Origin of the sequence: Chryseobacterium sp. WG14 (assembly GCF_024586945.1) — a bacterium.
Lineage (GTDB): Bacteria > Bacteroidota > Bacteroidia > Flavobacteriales > Weeksellaceae > Chryseobacterium.
This window is the reverse complement of the sequence record NZ_JALCZD010000004.1, coordinates 207,729-222,653: the sequence shown is the minus strand read 5'-3', so window position 1 is coordinate 222,653 and position 14,925 is coordinate 207,729. Positions and strand designations below refer to the sequence as shown.

Sequence of the window (14,925 nt, the reverse complement as noted above, 5' to 3'; positions counted from 1 at the left end):
AAACTATACAGCTACATTATTTTCCCTTAAAGCATCATTAAGTGAAGTCTTCTTATCTGTAGATTCTTTTCTCTGCCCAATAATAAGAGCACATGGAACCTGATATTCTCCGGCTGGATATTGTTTGGTGTAACTTCCAGGAATTACTACTGAACGTGCAGGCACTCTTCCTTTTATTTCAACAGGCTCATTTCCTGTTACATCAATAATTTTTGTAGATGCCGTCAATACAACATTAGCTCCCAGTACGGCTTCTTTTTCCACATGTACACCTTCTACAACGATACATCTTGAACCGATGAAACAATCATCTTCAATAATTACCGGAGCAGCTTGTAACGGTTCCAATACACCACCGATACCCACTCCACCACTCAAGTGTACGTTTTTACCGATCTGTGCACAGCTTCCTACTGTAGCCCAGGTATCTACCATAGTTCCTGAATCTACATAAGCCCCGATATTAACATAAGAAGGCATCAGAATTACTCCTGAAGCTACAAAAGATCCTTCTCTTGCAATGGCATGAGGTACAACTCTTACTCCTTTTTCTGCATAATTTTTCTTTAAAGGAATTTTGTCATGAAATTCAAATGGTCCTACTTCAATAGTTTCCATTTTCTGAATTGGGAAATACATTACTACTGCTTTTTTCACCCATTCGTTTACCTGCCATCCATTTTCTGTAGGTTCAGCTACACGAAGTTCTCCGGAATCAAGTAAAGAAATCACCTCTCTTATCGTTTTTTGGCTCTCTTCATTTTGTAATAAATCTCTGTTATCCCAAATGTTTTCAATTGTTTGTTGTAACGACATGCTTCTTATTTAAATTAGTTTGAAAAATTATACGGCCAAAGATACAAAAAAGTTCAGCAAAATACCTGTTAACTTTATGCTTTTGACTAAAGGCTGAACATATGTCCAACCCTCTTTTTATAAGTTAGATAGCCTGTCCGTTTTTGGAAATCTGGGTGGTTGTTGTTCAGGATAGATATTTGCCAGCTCCTGAGACTTTCAGAAAGAAGCTGATATCATTGTTTTTTTAAGGCTCCACGGGACACATCCAATGTGGTAAAACAATATATCGTATAAAGGCAGCAATTCCTAATGACATCAATGAGTACATATTACAGAACTCTTTGAGCATGGAGATAGGCTTTATTCCAATATTTTTCGTTCAGGGATGAAATAATCACTCCTTTTGAGGTAGAGGCATGGATAAACTTAACTTCCCCATCAGGTCCTATATCATGAACAATTCCTACGTGGGAAACCCTGCTTCCTCCTGCTGTTGCAAAAAACAACAAATCACCGGGCTTAACATCGGTAATGTCTATATTTTTCCCGGCATCGGCCTGGTCTGATGATCTTCTTGGAAGGTTGAAAGAATTTTCTTCAAACACTTTTACCGTAAACCCGGAACAGTCGAATCCGGAAGATGTATTTCCTCCAAATTTATAGGGAGTTCCAATATATTTCTCTGCATCTTTCAGAATATCATTCGCCGATCTTGGGACTTTTCCGTCAAATTTAGAATCAAGTCTTCTAAGGTTTTCAGATTTTGTCACTGTTTTAGATCCTGATTTTTTATGGGCAGAAACGCTTTTTGATGATCCACAGGAAATGACAAAAGCAGAAGCTATCATGAGAACAGACAGCTGCTTTACTCTTAGTTTTTTTACAAATAATTCCGGTCCCATACTCCTCTGATTTTTACTTAATTAATTATATACAAATATACATTTTATAATTTAATTATAGAATAACTATACTACAACTATATGATAAATATATGTTAAAATTTAAATTCCCATTATTTATTCCTATATTTGGATTCAATTTGGCAATAATAATATGGCAACGTATGAAAGTCTCATCAAGATCAAAGGAACTGTGGGTGACCTGGTTTTTTATAATCTGAACGGCAAGAATGTGGTTCGGAAGAAAAGCGGTTTTAATAAAACGGCTTTTAAAAAGAAAGCGTCATATGAAAAAGTAAGACAGAACAGTTCGGAATTTGGGCACTGTTCTAAAGTCGGAAAAATCATACGGGCCGGTTTGACTGCCTATATTAAAGAAGCAGGAGATCCCCTCCTCTACCAGAAGTTTGCTAAGGTAATGACCGAAATTAAAGACCTAGACATCTTATCTGAAAGAGGTAAAAGGACTGTAAAAGAAGGATTAAAAACAGAAGAAGGAAAAGCTCTTCTCAGAGGATTTCCGTTTGGGAAAACAAAAAAATTATTAGTTAAAGTTCAGGATTACACTCTTTTTCCGGATGAAAGCTCAGCATCATATATGGCTGATATTCTGACGATCAGATTGGATTTTGAACATTACACGGCTGAATATGCTGAAGAGCATATTATTCTGGAGAATAAGCAAAAGATCAGTTTTAAAAAGCAGTTTTCGGAAGATGATTTTCTGATTTGTTTTGTGGCCCTGAAAAAAGAAGACCATACGATTACCCATATGGGATTTGTATAAATAAAAAAGTCTGCAACTTTCTGCAGACTTTCTATTTTTATTTTTTATCTCCTTTCCAGCTTCCTGATTTTGCAGGGGTGGGAAGTGAGTTGGACCAATTTCCATTTCCTTTTTTATCCGTATTTAAGGTTCCTCTGAAATCTCCTTTTGACGGAAGCCCTACTACTGCATTTAAATCTCCTGAAGTACTTAGATTACCGGAAATATTGTAATTTTCATCATTTACATCGGAATGCATGGTACCTGTCACTTTTCCTGCATTATCTACCACAATGTTCCAGACTCCCTTATCACTCCCCTCGTAGGTTCCTGACCATGTTCCTATATAATCATAGATAGTGTCATCATCAGAGCTACAACCGATAAATAAAAACGCCGTTAATAAAAGTAAAAAAAGTTTCTTCATAGTTTCAGTAGTTTTATAACCTAAAATCCTGTTATTCCCTGTTCCATTTTGTTCAAAAAGCATCCTGTGACAAAGAATAGTGTTTAATATTTATTATTTTTTGTTCGTGCAAATCTACTAATTTTTTCTTCAAATTGTCTGAATTTTAATCAGCAGGCAATATGTTTATTAAAAAACAACATATTTCGGCTAAAATACAAATATTTTTCAAACAATATCACGGATCGGAATTTTTGAGTTAATCTTTCATTCATTAGTTTAATTTATCCTTAATTAATTATTATATAGCTATTAAGTTACTATATTATATATTTTTATAGAATTAATATCTTAAATTATATATATTTCCTATCTTAGTGAAAAATTAGACAGATTTAATTTAATAACATGAAAACAAAAACTATTTTTGTGGCAGTGCTTGCATTTTATGGCAGTGTAAGCGCTCAGGTAGGAATTAATACAACTACTCCTACTCAGACATTAGATGTAAATGGACAGGTAAGAGTACGAGGGTTGGCAAATCCTGATAAAAAAATTGTTTCGGCAGATGCACAGGGAGTTCTTACCTTATTATCCCCTGAAGAAATTTTTTCTCCAAAAGCTATACTCAACACTTCTACATCTCCTGCTGAGCAAAGATCCACTATCTATGAAGGACATTGTTTCCAGCCTTCAGATAATGCTTCTTCGTGTACTGTTATTGTTAACCATTACAGTTCGTGTGCAGGTTTTACCAATGCTGTGGATACTCAAATTGTAGTTGGACAGGGAATTAATACAGGAAACGGGCAGTTCTTAGGCACCTGGTCGGCCCGATTCATCGACAATAAGGGATTTTTCGGTACGGCACCTGTGGCCAACCAGATTCCTCCCGACTATCCAAGAATTTCCTATCCAGCCCCTAACATGGCCAATTATCTGGGAAGCGGATCATTCTCCGGACAATGTAACACCGACCTGGTTACTACCATCAATCAGACCACCGGGGATATAAAAATAGAATCTGTGAAACGAAGTATGTTTGCACATCTTGTCTATCTTATTTCAGTAGCGCGTTCGAAAAGTCTATAATACCTATATAATTGATTTCAATGAGGAGCCGCAATGTCTGTTGTGGCTCTTTTTTTAGAAGGAAACATCTGTACTTGTTTTAAGTACCTCAAAGTCATTGCTATTTCTAAGTTTTTTTAATCCGTTTACATGCATATATTGTATGATCTGTAAATTTTAATAAAACTTCAATCTCCTTTTGTACATTTGCTTTATCATAGACAGTTGCACTCAGCTTCACCTGACCTGATTTCAAATATAAACCAACAGCTATCCCAATGACCACCAGAAAAGAAAATTCAACAAATAATCACAACGAAATGTACTGGAAAAGCAATTGTGGGCTGTCCGGTACTTTAGCAATAATAGGGGGAAGATGGAAAATTAACATCCTCGCCTACCTGCTCAATCACCCCAGACTACGGTATTCTGAACTTAAAGAAAAGCTTGTTGGAATTTCCGAACGGGTATTGAGTGCCAAATTAAAAGAACTTGAAAATGATTCTCTGATAGAAAAGATTGAATATGAAGGATTTCCTCCTAAAGTAGAGTACATTCTAACAGAAAAAGGAAAGTCTTTAAAAGAAATCTTTGATTTGATGGACCGTTGGGGAGATCAGGCCATCGAAAAACCAGATGAATAAAAATAAGGAAGCTGTAACGGTTTGTTAATTTTAAACCACGAATACACGTATAAAATGTTCGCATATTCGTGGTGTAAACTAAAAGGTTACCTCAATTTTGAGGCGCTCTTTTACAATGCTGCTTAGACCATAATTTTAAAGTTCTTATCGAGGACCAGTAAAACAACTGAAATCATACACATCAGTAAAGAGCTGTAATAATGATTGTACTCATTGTGAGCCATGTGAGCAGTGAAAGCTCCTATGGCAAAAGGAAATAAATACAGTGCTGCTATATTTCTAAACTGAGGTTTAAATAGGCCTACAACCAACATAACAACTCCCAATAATTCCAATACCCCTATAAGAATTGTCGAAGGAATATTAAATCCTAAAGATTTCATACTTTGCATCATAGAAGTCTTCTGAAAGACCTTATACAAAGAAGCATACCCAAAAACATACAGATAATAGGCATAGCCCGCCCAGTAAATAACGGTTTTTATAATTTCCATTTCTTTTTTTTACAAATTTCATAAAAAGAAATATTTTTCCTGTTTACTTACTAAATTGTAGGAAAAGGGAAATTTTGAAAAAAAGAACAGGTCTCTATAGCAAAACTGAAAAAATGGGGTGTTTTAACAGGACTTTTCACCTTGAATTCCCTAAGGTAATTTTAAATCAAATCAGAAAACACCCAAAGTCTGTGAGTGATAGTAAATAAAAAATTTGGAGTAATTTACATGAAATTGGCTATCTGTGTCAACATTTTAAAATTGAGCAGCTGTATTTTCCGGCCTTCCATCAAGATAAGCTGATCTTTTTTAAAATCATGAAGTATGCGTGCCAATGTTTCATTTGCTGTACCGGCCATATTGGCTAAGTCTGCACGGGATAGTGTGATAAATACGTCGTCTTCTGCTCCGTTTCCTTTATATTTATTATGTAAAATAAGGAGGCTCAGAGCCACCCGCTCTCTGACAGTACGCTGTGACAATACCGTCATCAAATTGGCCATCACACTGAACTCATGGCTTAAGCTTCTTAAAAGCAATCTTGAAAATACCACGGACATATCCAGTAATTTGAGAAAGTCTTCTTTTGAAATAAATGAGATCATTGAATTTTCAAGAGTCTGCGTGGTGTCTCCATAACATTCATTGCTTAAAATAGCTGAATATCCAAAAAACTCTCCTGAATTGTAAATATAAATGATCTGCTCCCTCCCCTCATTATCTACTTTATACTTTTTTACTTTCCCTTCTTTTAAATAAAAAATACCACTGGGTATTGTTCCATCGGTAAATATCGCTTCATTTTTGCGATAATTCCTGTTCTGCATTACGCCCTGAAGCAGCTCTTTATCACTGTCCGGCAATTCGTCAAAAAGGTATTGATTATTGAATATAAATTTTGAAATCATAGGTTAGAACAAAATTAAGCAATTTTCAGCTATGCAATTTGATTTAAATCAAATTTTATCACAATCTAGATCATCATAAGTCTCAGCTAAACGATCTACTTTTACACCGGCAATTAAATAAAAGAATTATAAAAAATGAAGATTCCTGAAAACCTCTTGTATACAGAGGACCATGAATGGGTGAGATTAGAAAATAATACGGCATACATTGGAATTACTGATTTTGCGCAACGTGAATTAGGTGATATAGTCTATATTGAAATCGAGACGCTGGGAGAAAATTTAAAACAGCATGAAGTATTTGGAAGCGTGGAAGCCGTAAAGACTGTATCAGACCTTTTCCTGCCTGTGCCCGGTGAAATACTGGAGATCAATCCCAAACTGGAAGCCAACCCGGAACTTGTGAATACCGATCCTTATGGAGAAGGCTGGATGATCAAAATCAGAATCGAAAATATTTTTGATACAGAAGGTTTACTGAGAGCTAAATCATATGCATCTTTAATTGGCAGATAATCTCATAAAACTCTAATAACCAGGAAAACAACATTCATAAAATAAATTTGATTCCTATGCTTATTCCTAAGAATCTTTATTATACTAAATATCATTTATGGCTAAGAAAAATAGGATTGTATGATTTCTGCATAGGAATTACTGATTTTGCCCAGAAAGAAATTGGTGAAATCAATCTTATTGAAATCAATCTGGAGGAAAAAACAATAGGAGAAAAGGAACCATGGGGCTTTGTTTATGGAACTCACAAAACTTTCCCCCTTATTTTGCCCGGTGAGTTTACCATTACAGATGTCAATATCATGCTGAACGAAAAGCCTTCACATATTAATATAGCTCCTTATAGTTATTGGTTTTTGAGTATTTCAGCCGATATTTGCACCAGTGAATTTTTGACCCATAAAGAATATATTCAACTTATCAAATGATTTTTAATGATCTCAAATTAAATATTGATGTTAAAGACAGTACTTTTAATGAACTTTATCCAAGTCATATAAAAGAGCTGGCAAGCCGTCATTGGACACCCATTGCTGTTGCAAAGATAGCCGCCGAATATCTCGCCCAGAAGCCTGATACTAAAATACTGGATATTGGTGCCGGTGTCGGAAAGTTTTGCCTGGTGGGGGCAGCTTCTACCAAAGGGATGTTTTTCGGTGTTGAACAGAGAGCTTCCCTCACGAAGATCTCAAAAAAGATAGCTTCCCGTAATAAAATCGATAATGTAGAGTTTATTCATGCCAATATCAATGAAATTTCCTTTTTGGATTATGATGCCTTCTACTTTTTTAATTCTTTTTATGAAAATATAGATACCACATGTTTAATAGACAATACAGTGATGCCGGAGAAAGATTTATATTATGCTTATTCGGACTACGTAAAGGAACAGCTTGATAAAACTCCTGTAGGTACCCGTCTGGTTACGTATTGGAGTAAATGGGATGAGATTCCTAGCAGTTTTGATATCGTGGGTACCGACTGTAATGGATTACTGAACTTCTGGAAGAAAACAGTATAATCAATTCCGAAATGAATGGAGCCTGTCTAATGACAGCAGGTTACCCCAATTCAGAAAGTAGATGATCACTAAGATTCTCTATAGATTTTCTGATTACAACTTACAAATCAGCAATGATGGTATTATTACCAATATGCGGTCTGGATATTATATATTTTTTTGGAGTATTACTACGATCTTTTTTGTAGTAATACTTTTTTTCTCAGAAATATCTTACTTATCACGATGTCTCTTTACAAAATTGAAGGCTTTTATTGTATACCTATTCCTTTAACTGAGGAGTGGCTAATTAGGTTTGGCTTTGAAAATAATGACGGAGAAAAGTATAATCCGAATGATGAATAGGTAGAGCAATTTGAATATACATTAGATATCATAGAGCTTTCATATGCAAACCGTCTAAAGGCTGGATAATCAAGTTGGGAAATTATGATGATGAGATACGTACACCAGCTCCAAAACCTTTTCTTCGCACTTAAAGGAAAAGGGTTAACAGTAAGCAAATAGTTTTCAAATAGTTTTTAAGGAATCCCATAATTATTTTGTATAATATTTTCCTTTCTTTGACCAAAATTATGAAATGAAAAAAATTGTCTTTATATTGGGACTTGCCTGTTATTCATGTGGAGATAAATATGAAGGTCAAATTATTTATAAGACAACAATTCCTCCATACATGATTAGTAATATTACCAAGTCCGATATAGATATAGAAGCCGACACAGATAGACAAGCAAAAATTCAATTTGTTACGAGGGCTACAATTTATAATAATGTTTCCCCTTACATTCAATCGGAATTTATAACCGGATCCTTGCTAAAAAACAAGAGGGGTATAAGTTATTTACTAGATCAAAATACAATTGACAGCATAAATATATCAATTAAAAGAATTACAGCACATAGAAACGGCTATTTCAATCCGTATAAACAAAAGTAAGCCCCAATTAGACTGCCCACAAAAAGTTAAACACTTTTTAAGGGCAGTCTACAAAGAGAAGGCATAAATTTTAAATTCTTGAATGTTTAAGTGTAAATTTTTTGAACCTACTACCATACATCAATTTGAGACGATCACAACATTCATTAAATAACTCGTGATCTTCATCCCATTCATCTTCCGGATTCAATTGTAAAAATCCATAGATTTTCCCGTCCACATCTAAAACATCTAAATAATGTTTCGTTTCCTTTCCATTTTTAATGGTTCTATAAATTATCATTTGTTAAATTTCCCACTGTTATAAGGTACTATCTCTAATATAGTGATTTAGATAAGAAAAACAAATAGTTATATAGAATATTTTTATATTTTTTTGGAGGGCAGCGGATTTTCTTTCTTAATCACCTCTTGCATCTTATCCACTTCCTTTATACATATGATATTTTAATGCTAACTTTTCATCGTCAGCCATGAGGTTGCTAAAATACTTGATGATGTAACTGGCAGTTTCTTTGTCCATACTTAGTAAATATAGTCAATGCAGAACCTTTTACAAATATTTTTGCCATTGATCTATTTTAAATTCGTTGTAAAGAAACTTTCCAATTTATCAAATGGAATCACATCCACTTTATCATACAAATCTACGTGAACTGCATTTGGAATAATCATTAATTCTTTAGGTTCATTTGCTGCTTTAAATATATCTTCACTGAAATATTTTGAATGTGCGTTTTCACCGGCAATCATAAGAATAGATCTTGGCGAAATTTCTTTCACGTAAGTCAATATCGGCATATTCATAAACGACAACGGATTAGTTACCAACCATGCTCCGTTTGAGTTCACAGAATTTACATGAAAGCCTCGTAGTGTTCTGTAATAGTCAAAATATTCTTTTACAAATTGTGGTTCATCACCTTTCAGGGATTCCGGCAGATTTCTTGGTCCATTGGCAGGCTTTCCGTTTTCAGCGTCTTTCCAACGTTGCTGCCCCAAATCTTCCAATGTTTTAGTGCGTTGTTCTGATGTTACAGAGTCGCTGTATCCTTTCGACATCAGTCTTGTCATATCATACAGACTTGTTGTGGCAACGGCTTTCACTCGTTTATCAATTGCAGTGGCGTTTAATGCAAATCCTCCAAAACCACAAATCCCAATAATCCCAATTTTATTTCTGTCAATGTTTTTCTGTAACCCTAAAAAGTCAACTGCAGCACTGAAATCCTCCGTATTAATTTCCGGTGAAGCTACATTTCTGGGTTCGCCGCCACTTTCGCCAGTATAAGATGGATCAAATGCCACAACGGCAAAACCACGTTCAGCCATCTGGTTGGCATATAATCCTGATGATTGCTGCTTTACGGCGCCAAATGGTCCGCTAATAGCCAATGCTGCTAATTTTTCATTTCCTGCCCTTTTTGGCAGATATAAATCACCACTCAATGTAATGCCATAACGGTTTTTGAAAGTTATTTTTTGACGGGTTACCTTATCGCTTAATTTAAATGTATAATGTTCTTTTGATGTATTCATTTCTGAAGGTATTGATTTTTTCTGGGCCAAAATATGGGTGAACAAAAGCACGGCAGCTATCGATAATAATTTTATGGTATTCATGTATTCATTATTTGTTGATTATAGTCTCTACAACTGTTGCTAAAACAATAAGTTGATCATCAGTGATTCCGGTATTCCTGCCCATAGCGATGTGAGATTTCAATTGCGGTTCTACTCCTTTCATTGAAGATAAAGCTGCAATGGTAATGAGTTCTCTTTGCTGATGAGTAAGAACATCACTTGCAAAAATATCGGCAAATAAATGTTCTTTTAAAAACGCATCAATTCTTGGTGCAAATTCCCCAAATCCCGGAGCAGGCTTTATTTGTGGTGTATTACTTAAAACTTCCAATACTTTTCTTCCCTGTTCATATTTATCAGGTGGATTATTTTCGGTAATAATTTTTTCACCTTCACTATCTGCTATTCCTTTGGCTTTTCGATCTTCAACAACCGTTTTAAATGCATTAATTGCATTAAGACTTCGTGGAAAACCACAGTACGCATACAATTGTACCAGTTCCTCTTTTATTTCATTAATGGTCAATCCATTATCCAGTCCTTCATTTAATTGGATTTGAAGATCTTCCAGGTTTCCTATTGCTGTTAATGCAGAGATTTTCACCAAACTCTGCTGCCGGCTATCCAGTCCTTTTTTAATTTGTGCGTTCATAATTGTTGCGCTTAAAATGATTACAAAAAAAGTGGGTATATACTTCCAATTCTTCATCCTTTTTTAATCTGCTTATTAGCCTCACTGTATTCTTCATCAGTTACAGGTTCAAGCCAGACATTTTCATTCGTTATCGGATTACATGTAACACCGAGATGGGAAAACCAGCTTTTTGCCGTTGCTCCGTGCCAATGCTCCACATCAGGTGCAATTTCTACAATATCTCCTGACTTAAGATGTATGGCACGCTTTCCTTTTTCCTGATACAATCCTTCACCGCCTACGACAATTAAAATCTGTCCTCCAGTGTGCTTATGCCAGTTGTTTCTACAGCCGGGTTCAAAGGTTACGTTTGAAAGGGGCACATTTAAATCCTTCTCTGTAGTAAGCATTGCCAGGTAAGATTTACCTGTAAAATATGGTGCATATTCAGTATTTTCTTCACCCGTAGGAAAATCGCTTATTTTGGGAATTTCTGTTTTCATATTTTTTTATTTTTATTATTGACGGTGTATAAACCGAAAATATGGGTTACCAATTGCCTGACGCTTAATTTTTGATTTAGGAGTAAATATCTTTAAGAAATTTTGCAGGTATTCCACCGACAATGCTATTGTCGGGAACATTTTTAGACACCACCGCTCCAGCTGCTACAACTGCATTCTCACCGATTGTTACACCAGGTAAGATGGTCGCGTTGGCACCGATCCATGCATTTTTTTTGATAAGGATAGGTTTGCCAATCAGTCCTTTTCTATCTTGAGGGTTTAACGGATGGTTTTCGGTAATAAGGCTGACTTTTGGACCAATTAAGACATCATCCTCAATCGTAATTCCACCTAATGCTAAAAAAGTACAGTCAAAATTAATAAAGACATTTTTTCCAATGCTGATGTGCTTGCCATAATTGATGTAAATTGGTGTGAATACGGCAACATCCTGAATTTCTTTATCTAAAATCCTGCTTAATAGCTGCGTAATTTCCTCCGGGTCCGAAGAATTATTCATCTGTATAAGTAATGCTTTCACAGCAAATGCTTCCTCTCTTAGCCTGCCTATTTGTAAATCGTTGGGAAATATCGTTTCACCAGCTAAAAGCCGTTCAAAAATATCTTTCTGAACAGAAGTAGAATCGGAGATGTTGTTTGAATCTGACATTGTATTTGGATTTGATTACCAAGTACAAAGTTAATACCTCCTTTGAGCAAAGTGGTAATGATTATCAAACCAAAGATTAAGAAAATCAAACTTCCGACAAACGAAAAGCAGTCGGATTAGTTCCTGTAAATTTTTTAAAGAAATTATTGAAGTAGGTTGGATAGTCGAATCCCAGGGCGTAAGCGATTTCTGAAATACTCCAGTCGGTGTGCAGCAAAAGGGCCTTGGCTTCCATAATAATTCGCTCAGTAATGTGTGATGTTGTAGATTTTCCTGTGACTTCTTTTACAACCCGGTTCAGATAATTGGTGTGTACATTGAGATGTTGGGCGTAATGCTGTGCAGTTCGTAGCTGAAGTGGGTTTTGGATAGTTTCAATAGGAAATTGCCTTTCCAATAATTCCATGAAAACGGAAGTCAATCTTGAAGATGCATTCTTATTCTGTTCGTAATTTTCAGAAGGCTCCATCTTCAGAGATTCGTGGATGATGAGACTGATGTAATTGCGAATCAACTCATCTTTAAATACATAATCACTCTCCTGCTCTGTTATCATTTTATGAAATAGGGTATTGAGAAAAAATCTTTGTTCCTCAGTAATTTTCAAAACGGGTGTTCCGCCAATTTTAAAAAATGAGGACTGCTGTAAACTTTCCGAACGCTCAGAGTTTTTAAAAAATTCTTCAGAGAAAAGAATAGTGTAGCCGGCATAAGTTGTTGAAATAGTTTCCCAGGAATAAGGAATATGCGGGTTTCCAAAGAAAAGGATCGTTCCTTCCTGCTCATACGTTTTGTCAGCGTAATGAATTTTGCTTCTGCCGGTCGTCAGGCAAATTTTATAAAACTCTTTTCTACTGTAAGTCCTGGTCTCAGCACCATCTTCTTCTATTTGAAATGCTTTAAAGCCTTGCAGTTTAAGCTCATTATTAAATCTGGAAACTTCTCTTGTCACCTTTTCTTTCATAATGCAAAGTTAAGAAATTCAAATACGTAACATTTACTTTTTTATTTGCCATATTTATATAATTTTGCTTGGGAAAGCGTTCTCATTTCAGTAAGGGTCAAGTGAGCAATCCATCCCTTAAGCAACTACAATATCTCTCGGTAAGCACTTGATACTCTGAGCGAATATCTCAGGGGAAAATAGTAGAATTGCAGATATTCGATGAGGTTATATGCGCAAAACATGATTTTTACGTTCTTTAAAAAAATAATTATCGAAAAATGGAATTCAACCCCAACAATCCCGTTATACAGCTTTGTATGCAAGGTATACAGCTGGAAGAAACTGAAAATCCGGAAGAAGCAGGTAAATTATTTCTACAGGCCTGGGACAGGGCAACAAACGATTTTGAAAAGTTCCTTGCAGCCTGGTTTATTGGGCGATGCCAGGTAAGGGTTCCTGACCAATTAAGCTGGTATGAAACTGCACTGGAGTTTGCTTTAAAAGCTGATAATGATGCGGTGAAAGGAGCTTTTATTGCTCTTTATTCAAAGATAGCTCAATGTTATGAAGAACTTGGCGATATTGATAAAGCAAAAAAGTATCATGAATTGGCATTATCATCTGTAAACCAGCCTTCAGATAAGGGTCCCTTTTACCATGGTACACGAGCAAATCTGGAAGTAGGTGATCTATTGACAGCTGGACGTACTTCCAACTATCAGTCGGAGCTCGTAATGAATCACATCTACTTTACAGCATTGGTTAACGGAGCAGGGTTAGCTGCAGCTTTAGCCAGGGGCAACGGGTCTGAACGAGTCTATATTGTTGAGCCTAGTGGCAGTTTTGAGGATGATCCCAATGTCACTAATAAAAAGTTTCCCGGCAATCCTACACGTTCCTATCGTACCAGCGAGCCGCTGAAGATCATCGGGGAAATAACAGATTGGCAAAGACAGACACCTGAGCAATTACAGCAATGGCAGGAAAAATTAGCGAAGAATAAAGGAGAGATTATTAATTAGATTATTGCCATCTGCTGAAATGGAGAACCCTTTGTTAAAATAGTTCAGTCTTGTAACGACGAGCCGTTAGATATTTTACAATAAGCTAGACCTGAAGTTAATATTATAAAGACCTGAACGTATGCTTGGATAATCTGTAAAAAAATACCGGATTATCATTCCCCATTTTTGCAGCAGAGGTGCTTTTGCAATTTCGAAACTTCTAAGCATTCTTTTAGCATGAATTCTTATATCTTCTGAAACCTCTTTTTCACTTTGCATCCAATTGTTAACCTCTTTCCAGAGTATCGCTTTTGATATTGCCGGATTTATTTCCCGGTTGTCTACTTTTGTTATTCTGTTACTTTCATGCACTCCCCTTATAGCCACAGCCTGATCTATAATCCCGGGATACAGATCGAGATAAAACGATAAGCGGAAAAGGAATTCAGTATCTTCATGAAGCTGTAAGCCCGGCCTGAAAAAAGACCCCATTTTTAACAGGGCTTCTTTTCGCAGGGTAAGCGTGTCAATACTGAAAAGACCAAAGGTTCCAAGCATATGAAGCTGACCTTTAAAAACATCCTTCGGTTCATATTTTTTATAAACTGTTGTAAGTCTCTCACCAAATAACCTGTAATACTGTTTTTTTGCTTTTTCAGAATAATAATGTACACCAAGCGCACCATACACTCCCTCAGTTTTCTTATTTTTAAAAAGCTCTTTTTCAGCATCAAATCGATTCGGTAGAAAGTAGTCGTCAGCATCCAGGAAAGCAATAAAATCGCCCGTTGATTTTTCAATCCCCAGATTTCTGCTGGTTCCGGCACCATGATTTCTCTGATCCGCATGTTGAAAAAATTTTACTCTTTCATATTTTTCAGCTAGTCCAATGCAAATTTTAAGTGCATTATCAGGTGATCCATCTTCAATAAGGATAACCTCATAAACTTCTTTAAATTGCAATGCAGAATGTACTGCATTTGCAACATATTTTTCTGCATTATAAACAGGAATAATAACGGAAATTTTCATGCGATTAATTATAATTTGTGTTTTGTATTTTGTTTTTAAGCTTGTTTAAACTAATTAAAAACTGAGTCACAAAAGCTGAGTGT

General features: G+C 35.7%; 19 protein-coding genes. 8 read left to right on the top strand and 11 right to left on the bottom strand.

Features of this window, described 5'->3' with window-relative positions; genetic code table 11:
- Nucleotides 1-3: 3 nt before the first annotated feature.
- Entirely contained in the window at nucleotides 4-816 is an 813-nt protein-coding gene (locus MP478_RS09165; protein WP_257191905.1) for a 2,3,4,5-tetrahydropyridine-2,6-dicarboxylate N-succinyltransferase, read from the bottom strand.
- A 311-nt stretch (nucleotides 817-1,127) separates the two neighbouring features.
- Nucleotides 1,128-1,700, bottom strand: a complete 573-nt coding sequence (locus MP478_RS09160) for a C40 family peptidase (protein WP_257200271.1) — start codon at nucleotides 1,698-1,700, stop codon at nucleotides 1,128-1,130.
- A gap of 154 nt (nucleotides 1,701-1,854) precedes the next feature.
- Here MP478_RS09160 and MP478_RS09155 point away from each other — a divergent pair, with 154 nt between their 5' ends.
- Nucleotides 1,855-2,487: a hypothetical protein gene (locus MP478_RS09155; RefSeq protein ID WP_257191900.1), complete on the top strand. Its 633-nt coding sequence runs from the start codon at nucleotides 1,855-1,857 to the stop codon at nucleotides 2,485-2,487.
- Between the two features lie 37 nt (nucleotides 2,488-2,524).
- On the opposite strand, the gene MP478_RS09150 is transcribed toward MP478_RS09155, so the two are convergent.
- On the bottom strand, nucleotides 2,525-2,893 hold the full coding sequence (locus tag MP478_RS09150; protein ID WP_257191899.1) for a hypothetical protein: 369 nt from the start codon (nucleotides 2,891-2,893) through the stop codon (nucleotides 2,525-2,527).
- Nucleotides 2,894-3,280: 387 nt separating this feature from the next.
- Between MP478_RS09150 and MP478_RS09145 the strand changes: the two genes are divergently transcribed.
- Both MP478_RS09145 and MP478_RS09140 read left to right on the top strand, forming a co-directional pair.
- Nucleotides 3,281-3,964 (top strand): hypothetical protein, encoded by a 684-nt coding sequence (locus MP478_RS09145; protein WP_257191897.1) that lies wholly within the window; start codon nucleotides 3,281-3,283, stop codon nucleotides 3,962-3,964.
- Nucleotides 3,965-4,221: 257 nt separating this feature from the next.
- On the top strand, nucleotides 4,222-4,587 hold the full coding sequence (locus tag MP478_RS09140) for a helix-turn-helix domain-containing protein (protein WP_257200270.1): 366 nt from the start codon (nucleotides 4,222-4,224) through the stop codon (nucleotides 4,585-4,587).
- A gap of 122 nt (nucleotides 4,588-4,709) precedes the next feature.
- Here the strand turns inward: MP478_RS09140 and MP478_RS09135 are convergent, their stop codons facing one another.
- Both MP478_RS09135 and MP478_RS09130 read right to left on the bottom strand, forming a co-directional pair.
- On the bottom strand, nucleotides 4,710-5,081 hold the full coding sequence (locus MP478_RS09135) for a DoxX family protein (RefSeq protein WP_257191895.1): 372 nt from the start codon (nucleotides 5,079-5,081) through the stop codon (nucleotides 4,710-4,712).
- A 224-nt stretch (nucleotides 5,082-5,305) separates the two neighbouring features.
- Nucleotides 5,306-5,989, bottom strand: a complete 684-nt coding sequence (locus tag MP478_RS09130) for a Crp/Fnr family transcriptional regulator (protein WP_257200269.1) — start codon at nucleotides 5,987-5,989, stop codon at nucleotides 5,306-5,308.
- Between the two features lie 135 nt (nucleotides 5,990-6,124).
- Here MP478_RS09130 and gcvH point away from each other — a divergent pair, with 135 nt between their 5' ends.
- From gcvH to MP478_RS09110, 4 genes are all read left to right on the top strand, one after another.
- Nucleotides 6,125-6,505 (top strand): glycine cleavage system protein GcvH, encoded by a 381-nt coding sequence (gcvH, locus tag MP478_RS09125; RefSeq protein ID WP_230036549.1) that lies wholly within the window; start codon nucleotides 6,125-6,127, stop codon nucleotides 6,503-6,505.
- 56 nt (nucleotides 6,506-6,561) lie between these two features.
- The gene (locus MP478_RS09120; protein WP_257191892.1) at nucleotides 6,562-6,933 is read left to right on the top strand and encodes a glycine cleavage system protein H; all 372 of its coding nucleotides are present in this window, start codon (nucleotides 6,562-6,564) and stop codon (nucleotides 6,931-6,933) included.
- On the top strand, nucleotides 6,930-7,526 hold the full coding sequence (locus MP478_RS09115; RefSeq protein WP_230036553.1) for a class I SAM-dependent methyltransferase: 597 nt from the start codon (nucleotides 6,930-6,932) through the stop codon (nucleotides 7,524-7,526). The genes MP478_RS09120 and MP478_RS09115 overlap by 4 nt, the downstream gene beginning before the upstream one ends.
- Before the next feature lie 580 nt (nucleotides 7,527-8,106).
- Nucleotides 8,107-8,466: a hypothetical protein gene (locus tag MP478_RS09110; RefSeq protein ID WP_257200268.1), complete on the top strand. Its 360-nt coding sequence runs from the start codon at nucleotides 8,107-8,109 to the stop codon at nucleotides 8,464-8,466.
- A 576-nt stretch (nucleotides 8,467-9,042) separates the two neighbouring features.
- Here the strand turns inward: MP478_RS09110 and MP478_RS09105 are convergent.
- The 5 genes from MP478_RS09105 to MP478_RS09085 all read right to left on the bottom strand — a co-directional run bounded on the left by MP478_RS09105 (nucleotide 9,043) and on the right by MP478_RS09085 (nucleotide 12,824).
- Nucleotides 9,043-10,089 carry an alpha/beta hydrolase gene (locus MP478_RS09105; protein WP_257200267.1) on the bottom strand — a complete coding sequence of 349 codons (1,047 nt, stop codon included), beginning with the start codon at nucleotides 10,087-10,089 and terminating at the stop codon, nucleotides 9,043-9,045.
- Between the two features lie 7 nt (nucleotides 10,090-10,096).
- On the bottom strand, nucleotides 10,097-10,702 hold the full coding sequence (locus tag MP478_RS09100) for a carboxymuconolactone decarboxylase family protein (RefSeq protein ID WP_257200266.1): 606 nt from the start codon (nucleotides 10,700-10,702) through the stop codon (nucleotides 10,097-10,099).
- A 53-nt stretch (nucleotides 10,703-10,755) separates the two neighbouring features.
- Nucleotides 10,756-11,187 (bottom strand): cupin domain-containing protein, encoded by a 432-nt coding sequence (locus MP478_RS09095; RefSeq protein ID WP_230036563.1) that lies wholly within the window; start codon nucleotides 11,185-11,187, stop codon nucleotides 10,756-10,758.
- Between the two features lie 76 nt (nucleotides 11,188-11,263).
- Nucleotides 11,264-11,860, bottom strand: a complete 597-nt coding sequence (locus MP478_RS09090; protein WP_257200265.1) for a DapH/DapD/GlmU-related protein — start codon at nucleotides 11,858-11,860, stop codon at nucleotides 11,264-11,266.
- An 85-nt stretch (nucleotides 11,861-11,945) separates the two neighbouring features.
- Nucleotides 11,946-12,824: an AraC family transcriptional regulator gene (locus MP478_RS09085; protein ID WP_257200264.1), complete on the bottom strand. Its 879-nt coding sequence runs from the start codon at nucleotides 12,822-12,824 to the stop codon at nucleotides 11,946-11,948.
- A gap of 590 nt (nucleotides 12,825-13,414) precedes the next feature.
- On the opposite strand from MP478_RS09085, the gene arr reads away from it, so the two are divergent.
- Nucleotides 13,415-13,828 (top strand): NAD(+)--rifampin ADP-ribosyltransferase, encoded by a 414-nt coding sequence (gene arr / locus MP478_RS22580; RefSeq protein ID WP_373691694.1) that lies wholly within the window; start codon nucleotides 13,415-13,417, stop codon nucleotides 13,826-13,828.
- Nucleotides 13,829-13,903: 75 nt separating this feature from the next.
- Here the strand turns inward: arr and MP478_RS09075 are convergent, their stop codons facing one another.
- Nucleotides 13,904-14,842, bottom strand: a complete 939-nt coding sequence (locus MP478_RS09075; protein WP_257191884.1) for a glycosyltransferase family 2 protein — start codon at nucleotides 14,840-14,842, stop codon at nucleotides 13,904-13,906.
- Nucleotides 14,843-14,925: the final 83 nt, after the last annotated feature.